General features: G+C 68.0%; 27 protein-coding genes. 6 read left to right on the top strand and 21 right to left on the bottom strand.

The window, feature by feature from the left end; genetic code table 11:
* Positions 1-244: 244 nt before the first annotated feature.
* From ACIQF0_RS01105 to ACIQF0_RS01070, 8 genes are read right to left on the bottom strand one after another with little or no spacing between them, the layout of a single operon-like run.
* On the bottom strand, positions 245-2,455 hold the full coding sequence (locus tag ACIQF0_RS01105; protein ID WP_401023284.1) for a hypothetical protein: 2,211 nt from the start codon (positions 2,453-2,455) through the stop codon (positions 245-247).
* 17 nt (positions 2,456-2,472) lie between these two features.
* On the bottom strand, positions 2,473-2,793 hold the full coding sequence (locus ACIQF0_RS01100; RefSeq protein ID WP_401023283.1) for a hypothetical protein: 321 nt from the start codon (positions 2,791-2,793) through the stop codon (positions 2,473-2,475).
* Positions 2,790-3,365 (bottom strand): hypothetical protein, encoded by a 576-nt coding sequence (locus ACIQF0_RS01095; protein WP_401023282.1) that lies wholly within the window; start codon positions 3,363-3,365, stop codon positions 2,790-2,792. The genes ACIQF0_RS01100 and ACIQF0_RS01095 overlap by 4 nt, the downstream gene beginning before the upstream one ends.
* A gap of 1 nt (position 3,366) precedes the next feature.
* Positions 3,367-3,840 carry a hypothetical protein gene (locus ACIQF0_RS01090; RefSeq protein ID WP_401023281.1) on the bottom strand — a complete coding sequence of 158 codons (474 nt, stop codon included), beginning with the start codon at positions 3,838-3,840 and terminating at the stop codon, positions 3,367-3,369.
* 30 nt (positions 3,841-3,870) lie between these two features.
* Positions 3,871-4,728: a hypothetical protein gene (locus ACIQF0_RS01085; protein ID WP_401023280.1), complete on the bottom strand. Its 858-nt coding sequence runs from the start codon at positions 4,726-4,728 to the stop codon at positions 3,871-3,873.
* A gap of 51 nt (positions 4,729-4,779) precedes the next feature.
* The gene (locus tag ACIQF0_RS01080; RefSeq protein WP_401023279.1) at positions 4,780-4,911 is read right to left on the bottom strand and encodes a hypothetical protein; all 132 of its coding nucleotides are present in this window, start codon (positions 4,909-4,911) and stop codon (positions 4,780-4,782) included.
* Between the two features lie 35 nt (positions 4,912-4,946).
* Positions 4,947-5,114 carry a hypothetical protein gene (locus tag ACIQF0_RS01075; protein ID WP_401023278.1) on the bottom strand — a complete coding sequence of 56 codons (168 nt, stop codon included), beginning with the start codon at positions 5,112-5,114 and terminating at the stop codon, positions 4,947-4,949.
* A 38-nt stretch (positions 5,115-5,152) separates the two neighbouring features.
* A complete protein-coding gene (locus tag ACIQF0_RS01070; RefSeq protein WP_401023277.1) occupies positions 5,153-5,350 on the bottom strand; it encodes a helix-turn-helix transcriptional regulator in 198 nt (65 codons plus the stop codon).
* Between the two features lie 104 nt (positions 5,351-5,454).
* Between ACIQF0_RS01070 and ACIQF0_RS01065 the strand changes: the two genes are divergently transcribed.
* Complete coding sequence (locus ACIQF0_RS01065; RefSeq protein WP_401023276.1) at positions 5,455-6,279, top strand: GntR family transcriptional regulator; 825 nt, start codon at positions 5,455-5,457, stop codon at positions 6,277-6,279.
* 54 nt (positions 6,280-6,333) lie between these two features.
* Here the strand turns inward: ACIQF0_RS01065 and ACIQF0_RS01060 are convergent, their stop codons facing one another.
* Positions 6,334-6,561: a hypothetical protein gene (locus ACIQF0_RS01060; RefSeq protein ID WP_401023275.1), complete on the bottom strand. Its 228-nt coding sequence runs from the start codon at positions 6,559-6,561 to the stop codon at positions 6,334-6,336.
* Between the two features lie 137 nt (positions 6,562-6,698).
* Between ACIQF0_RS01060 and ACIQF0_RS01055 the strand changes: the two genes are divergently transcribed.
* The 5 genes from ACIQF0_RS01055 to ACIQF0_RS01035 all read left to right on the top strand — a co-directional run bounded on the left by ACIQF0_RS01055 (position 6,699) and on the right by ACIQF0_RS01035 (position 8,721).
* Complete coding sequence (locus ACIQF0_RS01055) at positions 6,699-7,034, top strand: hypothetical protein (RefSeq protein WP_401023274.1); 336 nt, start codon at positions 6,699-6,701, stop codon at positions 7,032-7,034.
* A complete protein-coding gene (locus tag ACIQF0_RS01050) occupies positions 7,031-7,348 on the top strand; it encodes a hypothetical protein (RefSeq protein ID WP_401023273.1) in 318 nt (105 codons plus the stop codon). Before ACIQF0_RS01055 ends, ACIQF0_RS01050 begins: the two co-directional genes overlap by 4 nt.
* 74 nt (positions 7,349-7,422) lie before the next feature.
* Positions 7,423-7,854 (top strand): hypothetical protein, encoded by a 432-nt coding sequence (locus ACIQF0_RS01045; protein WP_401023272.1) that lies wholly within the window; start codon positions 7,423-7,425, stop codon positions 7,852-7,854.
* A 62-nt stretch (positions 7,855-7,916) separates the two neighbouring features.
* Positions 7,917-8,255 (top strand): hypothetical protein, encoded by a 339-nt coding sequence (locus ACIQF0_RS01040; RefSeq protein WP_401023271.1) that lies wholly within the window; start codon positions 7,917-7,919, stop codon positions 8,253-8,255.
* Positions 8,256-8,352: 97 nt separating this feature from the next.
* Complete coding sequence (locus tag ACIQF0_RS01035; protein ID WP_401023270.1) at positions 8,353-8,721, top strand: hypothetical protein; 369 nt, start codon at positions 8,353-8,355, stop codon at positions 8,719-8,721.
* Positions 8,722-8,735: 14 nt separating this feature from the next.
* On the opposite strand, the gene ACIQF0_RS01030 is transcribed toward ACIQF0_RS01035, so the two are convergent.
* The 12 genes from ACIQF0_RS01030 to ACIQF0_RS00975 form a co-directional block, all read right to left on the bottom strand.
* Positions 8,736-9,005 (bottom strand): hypothetical protein, encoded by a 270-nt coding sequence (locus tag ACIQF0_RS01030; protein WP_401023269.1) that lies wholly within the window; start codon positions 9,003-9,005, stop codon positions 8,736-8,738.
* A gap of 69 nt (positions 9,006-9,074) precedes the next feature.
* Positions 9,075-9,407 (bottom strand): hypothetical protein, encoded by a 333-nt coding sequence (locus ACIQF0_RS01025; RefSeq protein WP_401023268.1) that lies wholly within the window; start codon positions 9,405-9,407, stop codon positions 9,075-9,077.
* Between the two features lie 250 nt (positions 9,408-9,657).
* Positions 9,658-10,065, bottom strand: coding sequence for a DUF3307 domain-containing protein (locus ACIQF0_RS01020; protein WP_401023267.1), 408 nt, complete (start codon positions 10,063-10,065; stop codon positions 9,658-9,660).
* A complete protein-coding gene (locus ACIQF0_RS01015; RefSeq protein WP_401023266.1) occupies positions 10,062-10,274 on the bottom strand; it encodes a hypothetical protein in 213 nt (70 codons plus the stop codon). The genes ACIQF0_RS01020 and ACIQF0_RS01015 overlap by 4 nt, the downstream gene beginning before the upstream one ends.
* On the bottom strand, positions 10,274-10,669 hold the full coding sequence (locus tag ACIQF0_RS01010) for a hypothetical protein (protein WP_401023265.1): 396 nt from the start codon (positions 10,667-10,669) through the stop codon (positions 10,274-10,276). Before ACIQF0_RS01010 ends, ACIQF0_RS01015 begins: the two co-directional genes overlap by 1 nt.
* Positions 10,669-11,529: a hypothetical protein gene (locus tag ACIQF0_RS01005; protein WP_401023264.1), complete on the bottom strand. Its 861-nt coding sequence runs from the start codon at positions 11,527-11,529 to the stop codon at positions 10,669-10,671. Before ACIQF0_RS01005 ends, ACIQF0_RS01010 begins: the two co-directional genes overlap by 1 nt.
* Complete coding sequence (locus ACIQF0_RS01000; protein WP_401023263.1) at positions 11,526-12,344, bottom strand: hypothetical protein; 819 nt, start codon at positions 12,342-12,344, stop codon at positions 11,526-11,528. Before ACIQF0_RS01000 ends, ACIQF0_RS01005 begins: the two co-directional genes overlap by 4 nt.
* Positions 12,337-12,948, bottom strand: coding sequence for a hypothetical protein (locus tag ACIQF0_RS00995; protein ID WP_401023262.1), 612 nt, complete (start codon positions 12,946-12,948; stop codon positions 12,337-12,339). Before ACIQF0_RS00995 ends, ACIQF0_RS01000 begins: the two co-directional genes overlap by 8 nt.
* Positions 12,938-13,234 carry a hypothetical protein gene (locus ACIQF0_RS00990; RefSeq protein ID WP_401023261.1) on the bottom strand — a complete coding sequence of 99 codons (297 nt, stop codon included), beginning with the start codon at positions 13,232-13,234 and terminating at the stop codon, positions 12,938-12,940. The genes ACIQF0_RS00995 and ACIQF0_RS00990 overlap by 11 nt, the downstream gene beginning before the upstream one ends.
* On the bottom strand, positions 13,224-13,496 hold the full coding sequence (locus ACIQF0_RS00985) for a hypothetical protein (RefSeq protein WP_401023260.1): 273 nt from the start codon (positions 13,494-13,496) through the stop codon (positions 13,224-13,226). The genes ACIQF0_RS00990 and ACIQF0_RS00985 overlap by 11 nt, the downstream gene beginning before the upstream one ends.
* Positions 13,493-14,239, bottom strand: coding sequence for a DUF4326 domain-containing protein (locus ACIQF0_RS00980; RefSeq protein WP_401023259.1), 747 nt, complete (start codon positions 14,237-14,239; stop codon positions 13,493-13,495). The genes ACIQF0_RS00985 and ACIQF0_RS00980 overlap by 4 nt, the downstream gene beginning before the upstream one ends.
* A complete protein-coding gene (locus ACIQF0_RS00975) occupies positions 14,232-14,621 on the bottom strand; it encodes a hypothetical protein (protein ID WP_401023258.1) in 390 nt (129 codons plus the stop codon). The genes ACIQF0_RS00980 and ACIQF0_RS00975 overlap by 8 nt, the downstream gene beginning before the upstream one ends.
* Positions 14,622-14,725: the final 104 nt, after the last annotated feature.

The following is a 14,725-nucleotide window of genomic DNA, read 5'->3' as shown; positions in this document are numbered from 1 at the left end:
ACGATCTCCAGGCCGCCATGACACCTCTGCGACGCGCTGACCTGCAAAGACGCGCCCTGATGAGGGGGCACACGCCTGCCTTTGCAGCCTTTGCAGGGTCGACGTTTGCGCTGGTCAGAGCCTGTTTCGCTTTGCAGGTTGCTTTGCAGCAGCCTCTGCAGGTCCTGCAAAGCGGCTGCAAAGCGCCGAGGCCCCTTCCGCGTCCCCGGAAGGGGCCTAACGTCACCTAGTGTGACTGCAGTGGTCACGACCACGCCGCGCGCAGCGTGCCCGCGGTGACCGACATGCCCGCCTCCCTCTTCGTCGTTGCAACCCCCACGCCAGCAAGAACACGCCCCAGCTCCCGGCCAGCTGCCTGCACCTCGCCGAGCGGCGCGTCCTCGTCGACGTCACCGATGCGCTTGGCCAACGCAGACACGGTGATCCACTCGTCGTCGCGCAGATCCTTGACCGCGTCGAACAGGCGCTGCACCAGGGCGACTGCATCGTCCAGCGCGGTGCGCAACTCATCGGCGTTCGGCTGCCACGTCACCACCGGGGCCGGCCACTGGATCACGTTCGCCCCCGCCGCGACCGCAGGTGCAGGCACCGTGGGCGCCAGCGGGGCGGAGGGCGTGGTGGCGTTGCCGGTCGTCTTCGCGAGGAACCGGGCGCGCGCCGACTCGCGGTTCGCCTCCGCCACGCTCTCCCCGCTCTTCGGAAATAGGCGCTCCCACGTCACCCGGTCCGGCTGGTAGCGCTCGGTCGTCGGCAGCGCCTCGAACAGGTCCTCGGCGTACGGACCCTCCACGCCGTGCTTCGCCTTGGCGCGACGCGGCAGGTAGTCCATCGACACCTGCATCGTCCGGGTGCTCTGCCCGCATGCCAGCGCCCGGCCCTGGATCTGCGGCAGCAGCTTCGGCGAGTACGGCAGACCAGGGATCAGCGTGCCGGACACGTTGCTGCCCACGAACATGGCGACGAAGTTCCGGATCGGCAGGTTCGACCGCAGCATCTCTGAGCCGCCGAACGTCTTGAGCTCGGGCAACTGGGTGAAGCCGATGATGGCCATGCACAGCTTCCGGATCCGTTTGGCCAGCGAGCCGAACCGGTCACCGAGTTTGGTGCTGGTGCCGGGGAAGACGGCGTTGAAGACCTGGTCGCACTCCTCGACGAACGCGATTAGCGGCGGCGGCACCACACCCCCGCACGGGCAGTCCGGGTCGGGGATCTCGCCGTTCTGCGCGCACGGCGCGACCATGCCCCACGTGATGGTGCCGCCCGCCTCGGGGTGCATCGCCAGCCAGGTCTCGCGGGTATCTGCGCAGTCCTCCAGGAACTCGAGGAACGCAACTGCGGCTTCTTCTCCGAGTGCCGGGTAGTGGGCATGCTGGGCGAGCACTGGCGAGGAGGCGCCGCGCTGCGGGTCGAGGTAGGCGATCTCGAAGCCAAGGACCTTGGCCTTGTAGCCGAGCTGGTCGCTGATGCTGGATTTGCCCATGCCGGTGCCGCCGAGCACGACGCCGGACCAAGCCCCGTCGCTGGTGGCGAACTCCCAGAAGTAGGCGGTGGCGTCGTCGATGTAGCCGCCGATCCTCACGGCGCACGGGTTGCCAGGGGCGTGCTCGATGTCGGCGGTGACGCGCTTCCCAGCGGCAGCGGCAAGCTCGAGGTCGATGATCTGGGCACGCAACTGCGACGCGTCCTTCAGAGTGCCATCGGTGGGCTGGTCGAACACGATGTCCTGCCCGCCCGATGTCGGGGATGCGATGGCGAGCTTGAGCGCGGACACGATCTTCGATCGCGCGGTGTTGGCCGCGTCCAGTGTCACGCCTGCGGGGCCCGCCTGGACGATGAAGCTGTTCGGACTGTCTGGCCCGACCGGGATGAGCTTGGTGTCGGGCAGGTGCCGGGTTGCGCCCAGCTGCCACAGGGTGACGATCGTGTCGGGTTCGACGATCTCGACGTCCAGGATCTCCGGGGCGACGGAGGTCTCCGGCTTTGGTGCGGGTTGTGCTTCGGTGAGGGCGAGCCGCTGCTCCTTGAGCGTGCGGCGTGCGGCCAGCCGCTTGCGATACCACGGCACCATGCTGAGCAGACCCGCGTAGGTACCGGCGACGAGCAGTGGCGCGTCACCGAAAAGGGCGAGCGCGAGTCCGACCGCGGCACTGCCACCGAACAACTTCCGGCCCTCGGGAAGCCCGTCGAGGGCTCCGGCGCGGGCGGCGTAGAGCGTGGCCATGCCGGTGGAGACAACGCCGGCGACGAGGCCGCCACCGAGGCCGATGATGAGCATTTCCGGGCCGCCTGCCGCGAGGGTCGCCATGAGCCGCTCGTGCATCCAGCCACCGCTCATCACCGTGCCGGTGGTGGCCAGCGGCGGCAGCAGCATCAGGCGGTGCTGCTGCCGGAGCTGGTGTTCCACGGTGGCCAGCACGATGGGCTGACGTGTGCGGGGCTGAAGCTCGGTTGTCACGGCGACCCTCTCTGCGGTCAGCGGTTGGTGACGGACTCTTTGTCGCCTGCGCCGGGGTTCGCGTCGTACTGCTCGGCGATGCCGGTTGCTCGTTCGAGCTCGGCCGCCGCATCGTTGAATGCCTGCTGCGCGGCGGCGAGCTGGTCGCGCGCGGCCTCGATGCCCTGGGTCTTTTCCGCACCCCAGCCCCGGCCGTACATGTCGCTCAGGGTCGTCTCGACGATCCCGAGGCCGTTCTCGCAGGTCGAGGACATGGACTGGCAGAAGCTGATGTAGGGGCCGAGGCCGCCTTCGCCGGCGACAACGGTCGTGGTGGTGTTGGCAATGGCAGCGGTCACGCTGACCTCCAGTGAGTGGTGAATCCGGTGTTATTCGTGCTGCCCGCTGTTGAGGTGCCAGCAGGAAGAGCGAGGGGCGGGGGCCGATCGGTGCGCTGCGCGGTCGCGTAAACGGGCGCGTTGGGCTCGCCTGGCTTGGGCCAGCGCGCCCAGGCGACCCAGCTGGCTGCCCACGCCCACTTCGAGTCGTTTTCGGTGGCGCGCGGCTGTCCTGCGGATTGGGCCGCGCCGATCGCGTCGGCGACCGCAATCCGCACCCACAGGAGCATCAGCGCGACGCCAGCAGCAGCGACCACCCCTGCCCCCTCGAACGCGGCTTGCGCGGCCTGCTGGCCGTTGGAGGTGCGCGGGTCGGTCGGCGAGGGCCGGTTCCGCAACTTCGCGGCACCGTGCTGGGCGAGCTTCGCAACGAACGGCGCGAACCGTGGCGAGCGGGCGGCATGCCGCTGAGCGAGCGCGGCGACCTTGTCTGCGCCCCACGCGAGTGCGCGCCGGCCAAGGGTCTGCAGGTCGGATAACAGGCGCCCGCTGAAGAACCAGAAGAGGAAGATGATGAACAGGATCGCTTCCATGTCACGCCCCGAAGAACGTGGCAAGCGGGCCACCGAGGCGACCGATCAAGGAGGCCGTGTTCCCGCTCCAGATGCCCAGCAGGCCAGTGCACGACAAGGTCAGCATCGGGGCGAGGAGGCCGACGAACGGTGTGTACCGCTTACCGCTCGACTTGCTGCCCAGTGCGCCTTCTCGCCCGCTGGAGATCCCCTTACCGCGACGCAGGGGGACGTCGTGCCACACGAGCCAGAACGCGGCGCAGCCGAGGATGCCGACGATTGCGCTGACGGTGAGCCCAGTAAGTCCGGTGCCAGCCTTCGCGGCCTCTTTCATGAGGTCCTTCAGGCCTGTCACCACGCTGCCGGCGAGGGTGAAGCCTGCGCAGACCCACAGCCAGGTGACAACCTTGATGGACTTCTTCTTCCAGTACATCAGGCCACCCAGAACGAGCATGACGATGCCCACGATGCTGGAGCCAGCGAGTGCGGTTTCCATTGCTTCCCCTCTTTGTTTGGTGGTCGTGGGCTACTCGTTGACGGCGGTCTTGCCGTGCTCGTTCTTGTAGCGGGTGCGAAGGTCGCTGATCTTCTTCCTCAGGTGCTCGGAGCCGAACTGCTCGACGAGGTCCGCGCCCTTGACGGCGTAGACGTCACCGTCGGCGGCGTTGACCTGCTCGACGAACCAGCGCCACACCTGCTCGCGCTGGCTGAGGCCCTCACTGATCGGGCGGACGTTCGTGTCGGTCCGAGGACCCGTGCTGGACCCCGGTTCTGAGGGGTTGGGGTCCAGCACGGGCATGGTCGCGCCGTCCGTGGCGGGGGTGGTCACGGTCGGTGCGCTGGCTTCAGGTCGCGGCGCCGCCGGAGCGGGCTTGGTCGCGGGACGCGGAGTGGTCTGGCGGGCAGACCGCTGTTGCGGCACACCAACCGGAGCGGCGGTGGCGGCTTCCCACTTCGCGAGTGCCCGCAGGTACGCGGCCGCCCGGATGTGGCCGTCGAGGATGTGCAGCAGGAACCCGGCTACCGAGGCGCCCGCAAACATCACGGCGAGCGCGAGGTCGGTGTGCCAAAAGTGCAGCAGTTGGTTCGCGGCGGCGTATCCAGCGAAGCCGAGCGACAGGGCCAGCATCAACTTCCACGCCTCGTGGTCGACGCGGTGGTGCAAGCTTGAGTCGCCAGAAGAGACCATGCAGAACTCGACGAACGCGGCAAGGAACAGCGCGGCAGCGTAGGCGGGTGCAGTGCCGCCGAACTTGTCACCGAGGAAGAGCACCTGGCCAAGACCGCCGGTGGTGACGCTCATGCCGTAGGCGACCTTCATCAGCTTCCGCAGCTTGAACTCGGGCGGCGTGGGCTTGGTGAGCGGGGCGGGGCCCGGCTGCATGACGTGTCCCTTCGGGAAGTGTTCGCGCGTTTAGTGGTGGTGTTCTGTGGATCAGCGGCGGACTTGGGCGGCGCAGTCGATGCACTCGGGCAGATTCGGCTGTTCAGCGTCGAGGTCCGCGCCGCACACGGCGATGTGGCGTCCCCAGCCGAGCCAGGCCAGCAGGCTGCGCCAGAACCTCATGCGGTGGGCGACCTGACGAGGTGACCGGCTGTCGGTCATGAGGACCGCCGCGACATGTCGTCGGCCAGGCCCTGCCACTCGTTGCGCCGTTCGGTCAGGTACTGGACCAGGTCGGGCCGATCGGTACAGGCGTTCTGCAGTGCACGGTCTGCGGCGTTGGCGAGCCCTTTGACTTCGTTCAGCCGCTGCTCGTGGTCGGTCATGTCGGCCCCTTCGCGTTCAGTGGTGGGTGTTCTGCGGATTACGCGGTGTCGGCCGCTTGCTCGCGGCTCTTGATGAATGCGTCGACGGCGCTATCCCGGACGCGAATGCCGCCCTGACCGATGCCTACGCGGTGCGCCGTGAGCAGCCGGTTTGCGACGAGTCGATAGACGGTCCGTGCGGACACCCGCATCTTCTTGGCGACTTCCGGCACGAGCAGCCACTCGTCGTCGGCCATGGGCCCTCCCTTCGTCGTCGGAATTGCTCTAGAGCAGTCACTCTAGAGCATTAGAGTACAAACGTGGCAAAGCTGTCTAGAGCACTCCCCCGTACGCTTAGGCGATGTCCACCCCGCCGCCGAAGTACACGGCACGCCTCATCGCCGACGAGCTGCGCGCAGAGATCAACCGTGGCGGGTACAAACCCGGTCATCAGCTGCCGACCGGGCGCGCGATCATGGCCCGCTTCGGCGTGGCACAGCAGACCGCGCAGAACGTGTACGACCTGCTGCGAGCAGAAGGCTTGGTGGTCAGCCGCGGCGGCGGCGGTGTGTTCGTGAGGGGGCCGGAGCCGGTCGTGCGTGTGCCGCGGCGCAGATTCGTCTTCCGCGATCGGATCAGCTACTTCTTCGACGAGACCGCGCAGGGCTACCGGGCCATCAGCACACCGACCGTGGACATCGTTCCCGCGCCGGCCGAGATCGCGCGCCGTCTCGGCATCGAGCCGGGCTCCGAGGTCGTGATGCGAACACGCGTCCTCGGCGAGCTTGAACCTGAACCTCGCGGGCGACAGCGGGCGGTGTCGTACCTGCCGGCCTGGCTACGCGACGAGCTGCCTGTCATCGGCGAGGAAGACACTGGACTGGGCGGTATCTACGACCGGATCGAGGAGCACTACGGTCAGCCGCTTGCCTGGGAGGAAGCCCAGGGTGCCGTGGCGGCGGGCACCGAAGAGGCCGACGCGCTCGATGGGGTGGTGCACGGCGGCCCGCTGGTGCGGATCCTGCGAACCGCGACTCTTCCGGATGGCCGGGCAGTTGAGGTCAACGACACCCGCATGGACGGCGCCCGTTACGAGGTCGTGGCAGTGCTTGAGCGGGACTCTTCGGCCGCTTGGCCGCCGGCTCCAGCAGAGGAGCCGGTCGTTCCGCCGGACAACGAGGCGTGAGACAGACAGCAGCCCCCGAGCCGTGAAGGTTCGGGGGCTGCTGTCGTTTGGAGGCTACGTGGACGCGTCAGACTGAAGGTTTCGCGGGGTGCGGTTGCCTTTGCCGGGGGCGTTGTCGACAGCGTCGCGAACGAGGCGTGCGATGTAGCGGTTGCGTCCGCCTCTTCCAGGTTCGCGATCGTGGACGGGCACGCCGAGCCGGATCATGCGGTTGCTGACGACTGTGTCCTTGATGCCGCAGTACTTGGCGACCTCCGCGGTGGTCCAGATCTCGTCGGTCATCGGCCAATAATGCTCGACCATCGAGCACACCGGAACGGCCTCCCTCCTTCTTCGCGCGACGCGCTTGTCATAACGATCGATAGTCGAGCATTATGACTGGGTCCGACGACACCCATCGCGAACAAGGAGGCACATCGGTGATCACCGATGAGGCAGCCCAGCAGCTCCTCGCTGGCCTCAAGGCCGAAGACAACGAGCTGCATTGCTACTGCGACGACATCGACTGCGACGCCAACCACCCCGCCGAGGACGGCAACGCCCAGCCGCTCCTGGGCATCGCGTTCGTCACCCCTGACGGTCAGCTGGACACGGACGCGAACCAGGAGGCCTTTGGCTACGACCACGGCGAGCTCATCCAAAACGCAGAGAACGCCGCCATCGAACTGAAGGACTACGCGGCCTGGATCGACGACCTCGTCGTCATCGACCGCACGACCGGCCAGTGGTGGATCGGAACGGAGTTCCCCCGGTGATCACCGAGCAAGCCCTGATCCAGGTCCTCGAAGCCGCCCAGCAAGCGGAGGACGAAGGCCCGTGCTTCTGCCTCGAGCCGGACTGCGAAGAACCGCACGCCGACGACGAAGAGCCCGCCACCCACGTCTCGACGTTCGTCACCTCGACCGGCCAAGTCGACACGAGGCTGAACAAGCAGTACCTCGGCCCCGACTGGGGCTACGACGGCGACCTCGAAACCGTCACCGATCCGGCGCTGTGGCCGGCCGGAAGTAACGCGATCGTGGTCGAGCGGGCAACGGGTGCGTGGTGTGCGCTCGACGACTACCTGTGAACGGCCTGTTGCCTGTTGCGCAACGCAACGGGCAACACCTCCCATCAGCCGATGATCCGACCGAAGCTGAACGCATGCCCACCGCCACCCAGCTCCCCGACCTCGACGCCCTCATCGTCACCGGCGGCTTCCACCACGAGATGCCGTCCACGACGCCGAAGCCGACGGTCGCCCTCGACTTGCGTGACTTCCTCGCCGACCCCGCCCACGTGCCGTCCGGCGAGATGCTCAACCGCACCGGCCTGGACGCCGACGTCGCCGACTTCGTGTTCGCCACCACCGGCGCCCGACCGCTCGTCGCGAACACCGTGCAGCTCGTCGCCGGCATGGCCGCGGTCAAGCAGGTCGTCGTGTGGGTGCGCTGTGCTGGCGGCAAGCACCGCGCCGCGGCGGTCGGCCAGGCCATCCACGACCAGCTCGAGCGGCTCGGCCTGCAGGTGGCGGTGTGGCACCTGCACGTCGACCTCGACCGCGTGATCCGCCCCGACGAACTCGTCGCCGTCTGACTCCGCATGGCCTGACCGTCAGACTCTCTTGTCAGCCCGCAACATTCACGGAAGGAGTCGTAGTGCCCACGACGAATCCCCACCCTGCCCCGATCCTGCTGGAGAACTACGGTCACATCGCGCCAGGCACGACACTGCACGAGATGCTGAGTCACCTCGTCGACGTCGCCGGCGTCCTCGGCCGAGACGGCGTGTTGCCCGAGAGCCCTTACCTGCCGTGGCCTGACCAGATCAGCCGCTCCCTCGCCGGGCAGCTGATCCAGTGGGTGCGCGAGACGAAGCCGACGTGCGGGGCACGCGACCAGGAGCAGGGCAGCACGCCTAACGAGTTCTTCGAGTGCAGACAGCCCGCATTCCACGACGGCGACCATCAGGACGGCAACGCGAGCTGGCCTGCCTGAACACCACGCCATCCCTGCGGCCCCTGGACCAACCGGTCCAGGGGCCGCACTCGTGGACGCATCCGCATGCACGTGACCTGTGCTTACGATGCCTGGCATGCAGGACGAGACGCCGATCATCGGCCGGATGCGCTACCAGCGCCACGGCCAAGGCCTGCGCGAAATCCCACCCCAGCAGTGCGTCCGCCCCCACGACCCGCACGACCTCCGCGGCAACCGCCCAGACCGCATGCTCATCACCTGGGACACCTGCCACCAGCTCCGCGGCTACGTCTGCGTCGCCTGCGAACGCGAGAGCCCCGAATACGCCGAGTGGTGCGTCGGCCCCGCGCCCATCCCGCTCCTGCCCGGCGAACCAACCGCCTGGTCCCGGCAGCCCTCGCCGCCAGCCTGCGGGCACCCCGTGCTGAACGCACACCCTGGCCCGATCGCGACGACAGCTGACTCACCGACCAGGAGCGGCTGAGCCAGCGCCCACCCCTACGACGCCGCGAGGCTCCATGCCGAGCTCAGGCCCTCATCCGGCGCCGGCCGCCACCGCTGCGGAGTGGTCTCCAGGTCCCTGGCCGTCACGATGCCTCGCTGCCACCTGCCGTCAGGCCGCTGCCACCACACCTGGTCCGGCCACACTGCCCACAGGCCGCCAAGGCGAGGTGCTGGGGCGTCCGCGTTCTCGCGATAGAGCACGACCTCCAGGTCGAGCCCGTCGGGCAGGGTCTTACGCAAAGCCCACTTGTCGTCGTTCGCCACGCATCGAAGTGTGCCAGCACGACAACGGCCCCCAGACCAGGTGGGTCCAGGGGCCGCGTCGTTGTCGCGTCAGTACCCGCGCGCGTCACGTTCCGCGCGACGCCGCTGCCCTTCCTCGTCGGTCAGCACACGAAGCTGGTGACGCGGCGCCGCGTCGACGTCGCACGTCTCTCCCTTCGCGCGCATGTCGAACGCCCACGGCTCAAGAACACCAACGAGGTTCTCTTCGGAGTAGGGGCCGACATTCACGATCCGCATCAGACGCCCGACCCAGAGAACCCAAGTACCAGTCTTGAGTTCCGAGTCGCTGTCCTCCCGTTGCTCGGCGGCTTTCGCGTCCCGCACGAGCTGCGCGAAAGCCTCCGGGTCCGCGTCGCTCAAGCGCCGAAGCGCCTCCTCCACGATCGCGGCACGATGCGTCGAACGGCACGCCGCCAGCGGAGCGACCAGGCCGCCGGGAAGGCTGGCGCGGACGATGTGTCTCCACTGTGGACTCGGATGGTTGGTCGTGAGAGCTTCGGCGGCGATCGCGGGCTGGGTGGGCACTGTGGTCCTCTCGGGTTCGGTTCTGTACTTGGTACCGCGTGGCAGAGCGCGCTGTGCGCGACCCGCGCAGGTGTCGCGTTTCTGTCAGGTTCTTGCCATCCGCCACTCAGGGCCAGGTGGCCGCGATCGTCACGCTGTTGATCAGGATGTGCAGCGTGTTGTCCACGACAATCATCAGACCCACCGCGAGCCACGCAGGTGTCTCCGGCGGATACCCCGTCGCACTGCACGCAGACCACGACGGGTTACTCCCGCGCGGCCCGCTGAAGTTCTTCAACCACACCAGGTAGCGGGCGAGCCGGTACCGATCGATCACCGCGTGCGTCCCCACGATGACCGCGACCGCCACCAGGTTCTGGGTGACGAACAGGAACGGGACGCCGTAGGTGATCGCGTGCACGATGGCCGGCAACCACGAGCTGGTCTTGCTCGTGGCCATCCAGTGCGACTGCAGCACGTAGTCGCCGACGAAGTGCGCGAGCGTGGCCCAGAACAGAGCCTCGGCCAAGGTCACGACGTCGGCCTCTCCGCGGTGAGTCCGTCTTGCGGGGTGAGGCCGAGCGCGTCGAGCAGGAGTGCGCAGTCGTCGGCGTCGCGGGCGAAGCTGCCGGCCAGGACGCGGGCGGCCCGGCGGCGTTGTTCCTCGATGTACGCGATCTGGGTCGGGTCGGTGTACAGGCGGCGCAGCGCGAGCGTGGCGTCGGAGCTGAAGTCGCTGCTCATCAGGAAACCTCCACGGTGAGCCAGCATCGAGGGCCAGGCTCGGGCGGGTAGTGGATTTGAGGGGTGAGGATCGTGACGTACTCGTCGGTGTCGTCAGGGACGAGCTCGAGGCCGACCCAGTCGCGCCGCTTGCCGCGGGCCAGTGCATCGACGCAGGCCTTGACGGTGGGGTGGAGGTTGTGGGAGTCCATGCGGGTCCGTCGGCCGGGGGCGTAGTGCAGTTGCACGGTGAGGTGGTTGCCGGCGGGGAGCTTCGCGGCTCGCGCGAGGACGACGGTGGCGCTGCGCACGGCAGCGACGACCTTGGCCTGTTCGCGGTAGTGCCGACGGTCGTTGGACCGCAGCGGCGGGCGCTCCCAGGGCAGGTCGAGGCGGTGTGTTGTGGTCGCCGACATCAGGCGGTCTCCCTCCCCTGCTCGACGACGTCGACCAGCGCGCCGAGCTGCGTGACGGTCTTGTTGAGTTGGTCGGCCATGCTGGAAAGCCGAGCGAGTTCGTGCTTGCTGGGCAGCCGCCGCGTGGCTTCGAGCCACCGGATGGCGTCCCCGATCTGCCTGGTGGTGTAGCGGCCGTTCCAGGTGCCGATCTTGTCGCCGACGATGGTCTCCAGGAGGTCGAGCTGGTGAAGCCGCTCGCGCTGCTCGGGCGTCATCGGGTCGTTGTTGCGTGTGATCGACCGCCTCGCGTCCTCAGCAGCCTGCGCCGCGGCGTCGACGACGGCCTTCTCGGTGCGCCGTTTCTCCTCGGCCTGGTAGCGCATCAGCAGGCGCGCCAGCAGTTCGAGCGGCACGTGAGGTTGACGCACGGCCGCTGGCGTCACGATGGTCATCGCCCTCCCCCGCGCGTTCTTCGGCGGCACCATGAGCCCCCAGCCGTCAGGAAGCTCGCCGGGCTTGACGAGGCTGGCGTCGGGGACGACGAGCCAGAAGCGGCTGGAGTACGGCCACCAGGCTTCCGCTTTGGACGGCTGCCGAAGCTCGGTGAGCCAGTCCGCCCTGGACACCTTGACCTCGTGCACGTCGATCGCGAGGCCACGCGAACCCCACACGCTGATGGCGACGAAGTCGGCGCGGTGGATGTTGTCGGGTGCGTTGAGCTCGCGGAAGACGGCGTGGCTGTCGCGGTCCTTGTGGCCGACGCCGCCGGTGTAGTGACGTTCGAGCGCCTCGCACAACGCCTTGGCGTTCGGGCTCGCCGCGGCGGGCTTCGCCGGGGTCGTGAGTGCGGGGGTGCCGAGGTCGAGCATGTCGGTCACTGGTCCTCCAAGCCGAACCGGGCGCTGGCGTAGGCCTTGAGGTCGGGTTCAAGGTGGGTGCGGCCGCGGTTGTACGGCGGCACCTCCTCTGCGCCGGGGATGACGATGTAGGAGTGCGCGTCAAGCGGCCGCCCGTCCTTGTCCGCGTAGAACGCTTCGCCATCCTCGGCATCCAGGAACGCCTCGTACTGCTCGTCGGTCATGTCGTCGGTGGAGCAGGTGATCCCAAGCTGCTTGCGCTGCTCGGTGCTGAGCTCGTTGACGATCGCCTCAGTGCCAGGGACCACTTCGTAGCACTCGGTCTGATCGACGTATCGGAACGCGGCGTGCAACTGTTCGAGCAGGTGCACGAACTCGCGCTGCCACTCGCCCGGCATCGACTGCAGCAGCGTGCGGGGCACGACCAGGTAGTTGGAGTAGGACAGGCCGAACCAGCGGTGGATCGGCTCGTCGTCGAGGTTGTCGTCCGGTTCGGCTGGCGCAGGCTGGAGGCGGTCGATCTCGGCTGCGATCAGCGCCCCCGCCTTCGCCAGCTCGCGCACGCGGTCGTCCGACGGCTTCCACGCCTCGTACGTCCACGGCCACAGCACGGGCACGACGCGCGCCAGGTCGGCGGGATCAAGGTGTTCGTAAGGGTTGAGCGGCGCGTCGCGCTTGAACTTACGCATCGTCGTCGGCAAGGCGTAGCAGCACGCCGCGATGGCGAGGTCTTCTCCTGCATGGCCGGCGTCGTGCTCGGGGGTGTGACCCTCTTCGCGAATCTGCCGTGCTCGCTCGGCGGCGATCAGGGCGGCGCCGGTCGTTGCCTCATGCATCGGTGTCGTTCCTTTCGCTGGTGCGCGGCAGATCCGGGTCGATGTTGTTGGCCTTGCACAGTTCTCGCGGGCGCTCGGCTTCTGCGTCTGCGCGCTGGCGGGCTTGGTGCGGCGTGAGCCCGTTGGGCTTCACAAAGATCACGGAGTACGTCTCGCCTGTCTTTGTGTTCGGGGCGTCCCAGGACAGGTAGTTCTCGGCCCCGGCTTCATCGAGGGCGGGAATGAACACGGCGAGCAGCTCGGCCGCGAAAGCGCGGGCTGCTTCGGTGGCACCGCCCAGACCGAACGCGATGCCCGTTTCGGTAGCCCGCATCGCGTTGAACCGCAGCGGGTCCTCGGCGAACGTGTCATCGGCCTCGTCCTCCGGGACGGGCCTCGGCAGGGTCTTGCCGAGCTTCCGGGTGGCGCGGCGCAGGCGTTTGACGATGTCGCCGTCTGGCAGTCCTTCACCGCCGACGATGTCCGCGGCGCAGTCGGCGCCGTTCCCTGGGGCGATGTGGCAGTCGTCGAGCACGGTGCCGAACAGCGCGATGACGGACTGGGTGAGTTCGAGGGGCTGGCCGGCCGGGATGCGGGCGACGACCACGCGGGCGTCAGTGCGCACGAGTTGTTCCTCCGCTCGACAGCGTGCCGTCAACGGCGCGGGTGACGGACTTGTCGAAGCACACGGCGATCCCGGAGTCGTCCTCCCCTTCGGACCCGACCGGCTCCAGCCAGATGCGGCTGTAGCCGGGGTCACCGGCGTCGCGCCCGTTGCCGAGGTGCTCGTTGAGCTCCTGCCTGGCGTGGACGAGGATCTGGTAGATGTCCGCAGTGCCATCCACGGGCGCGTCGGCGATCAGCCGCACTTTTGTGGTTGTGGTCTCCTCTCGGCGGTAGCTAGCGGCCACTGCCCACTCCGTTCTGTTGCAGGGGCTGCGTGAACCGCTCGCTGTTCGGCTCGATCCATGCCGGGATGTCGTCGGGGTGAAGCCATGCAACCAGCGCGGCGGTCGCGTCGGCGGAGAGGCTCTTGCCCTGCTGCATCCTGGTGAGGCCCGACTGTGCGATCCCAAGTTCCTTGGCCACCTGGCGCATCGACTTCTGCCTGGATCGGCAGGCCTGCTCCAGCAAGTCGATGAGTTTGGTCCAGTTCACGATGTGCGCGCTCACTGCGATTCCTTCCGCACCTGGATGCCGGTTCCTGCAACGATCACGGCCATCTGTTGGGTGGGCAGCTGGTCGTCGTCCACGGTGAGGCCGAGCTGCTGACGAAGTTCGCACCAGCGCACCTCGATGGCGTCGCAGTCGCACAGGAACGCGCCGTTCTCCGAGACGTAGGAGCACTTTCGCGTCCAGTGCGGGACGCCCTCTCGTGCGAGTCGCCATCCGGTCGGGAAGTCGATGAAGTCCCTCGCGGCCACCATGTCGAGCAGTTCCGGGCTGGCCGGGTTGGCGTACCTGAGCAGGGTGTCCGCGTGGCACGGTCGGCGCGTGCCGTCGGACTCCCAGACGGAGCACCAGCAGCAGAGGTTCTTGCCCGCGAGTTCACGGCGCGCGTACTCGACGGTGGCCTGGCGTCGGTCAAGCCGGAAGCCTGCGCTGACCATCGACGGACTCAGGTTGCCGGTGAGGAGGCGCTCGTACGTCTCGACGGACTCGGCCGCGGTCATGTAGCGCACGTGGCAGACCGTGATCTGGCCGTCGGGGTGGTGGTAGTCGTGGCGTGCGCCGTCGCTGCTGATGCGCCCCTCGTACTCCCATGCTTCGCCACTCAGCACACCGGGCACGCGGGCGAGCCCGTAGTCGGTGTTGAGCGCGAACGGGTTGCCCCACTTCGTTGGCCGGCCCACGAATTTCGTGTTCGAAGGCATCTTCCAGCCAGCGGTGCGTTCGCGCTGGATACGCTCAGGCATTGGGTTTTCCTTCCAGAGACCGGTCTGCGGCCAGGTTCGGGTACCGGGTGTGGTTGTCTCCGCTGATCGGGTCTCGGCAGGACGGTCCGAGCACTCCGTCGACCAGGCGCCGGTGGCGGTGCAGAGATCCGTTGCGATTCACGGCGACGCGGCGACCACAGCCTTCACGAGGGCAGTCCGCGTACCGGGCCGCCCGCGGTGGGAGGCGATGAGAGGGGCACAGGTCCTCGCCCTTGTTGAACGCCCAGCCCGCGTCGTAGGCACGCTTGCGAGCGGTCCGCTGGAACGGTTCGTCGATCGTGGAGCCAGCGACCACGACGACGGTGGTGTTCTTGCAGCTGTTGCGGTCGCAGGAGAACGTGACTGTGCGAACCGCGGTCATGACGCGCGGCCTGAACGTCGCAACCTGTGCCACCACGGCTCGCGTGCCTGGAGCATGCCGCGCGGGTCCGAGTAGCGGCCGAAACCGCCTCTGCTGATGCGCCG

The organism is Lentzea sp. NPDC092896 (assembly GCF_044754905.1).
Classification (GTDB): domain Bacteria; phylum Actinomycetota; class Actinomycetes; order Mycobacteriales; family Pseudonocardiaceae; genus Lentzea.
Note: the sequence above shows the minus strand (reverse complement) of the source record. Positions and strands in the feature narration are given on the sequence as shown.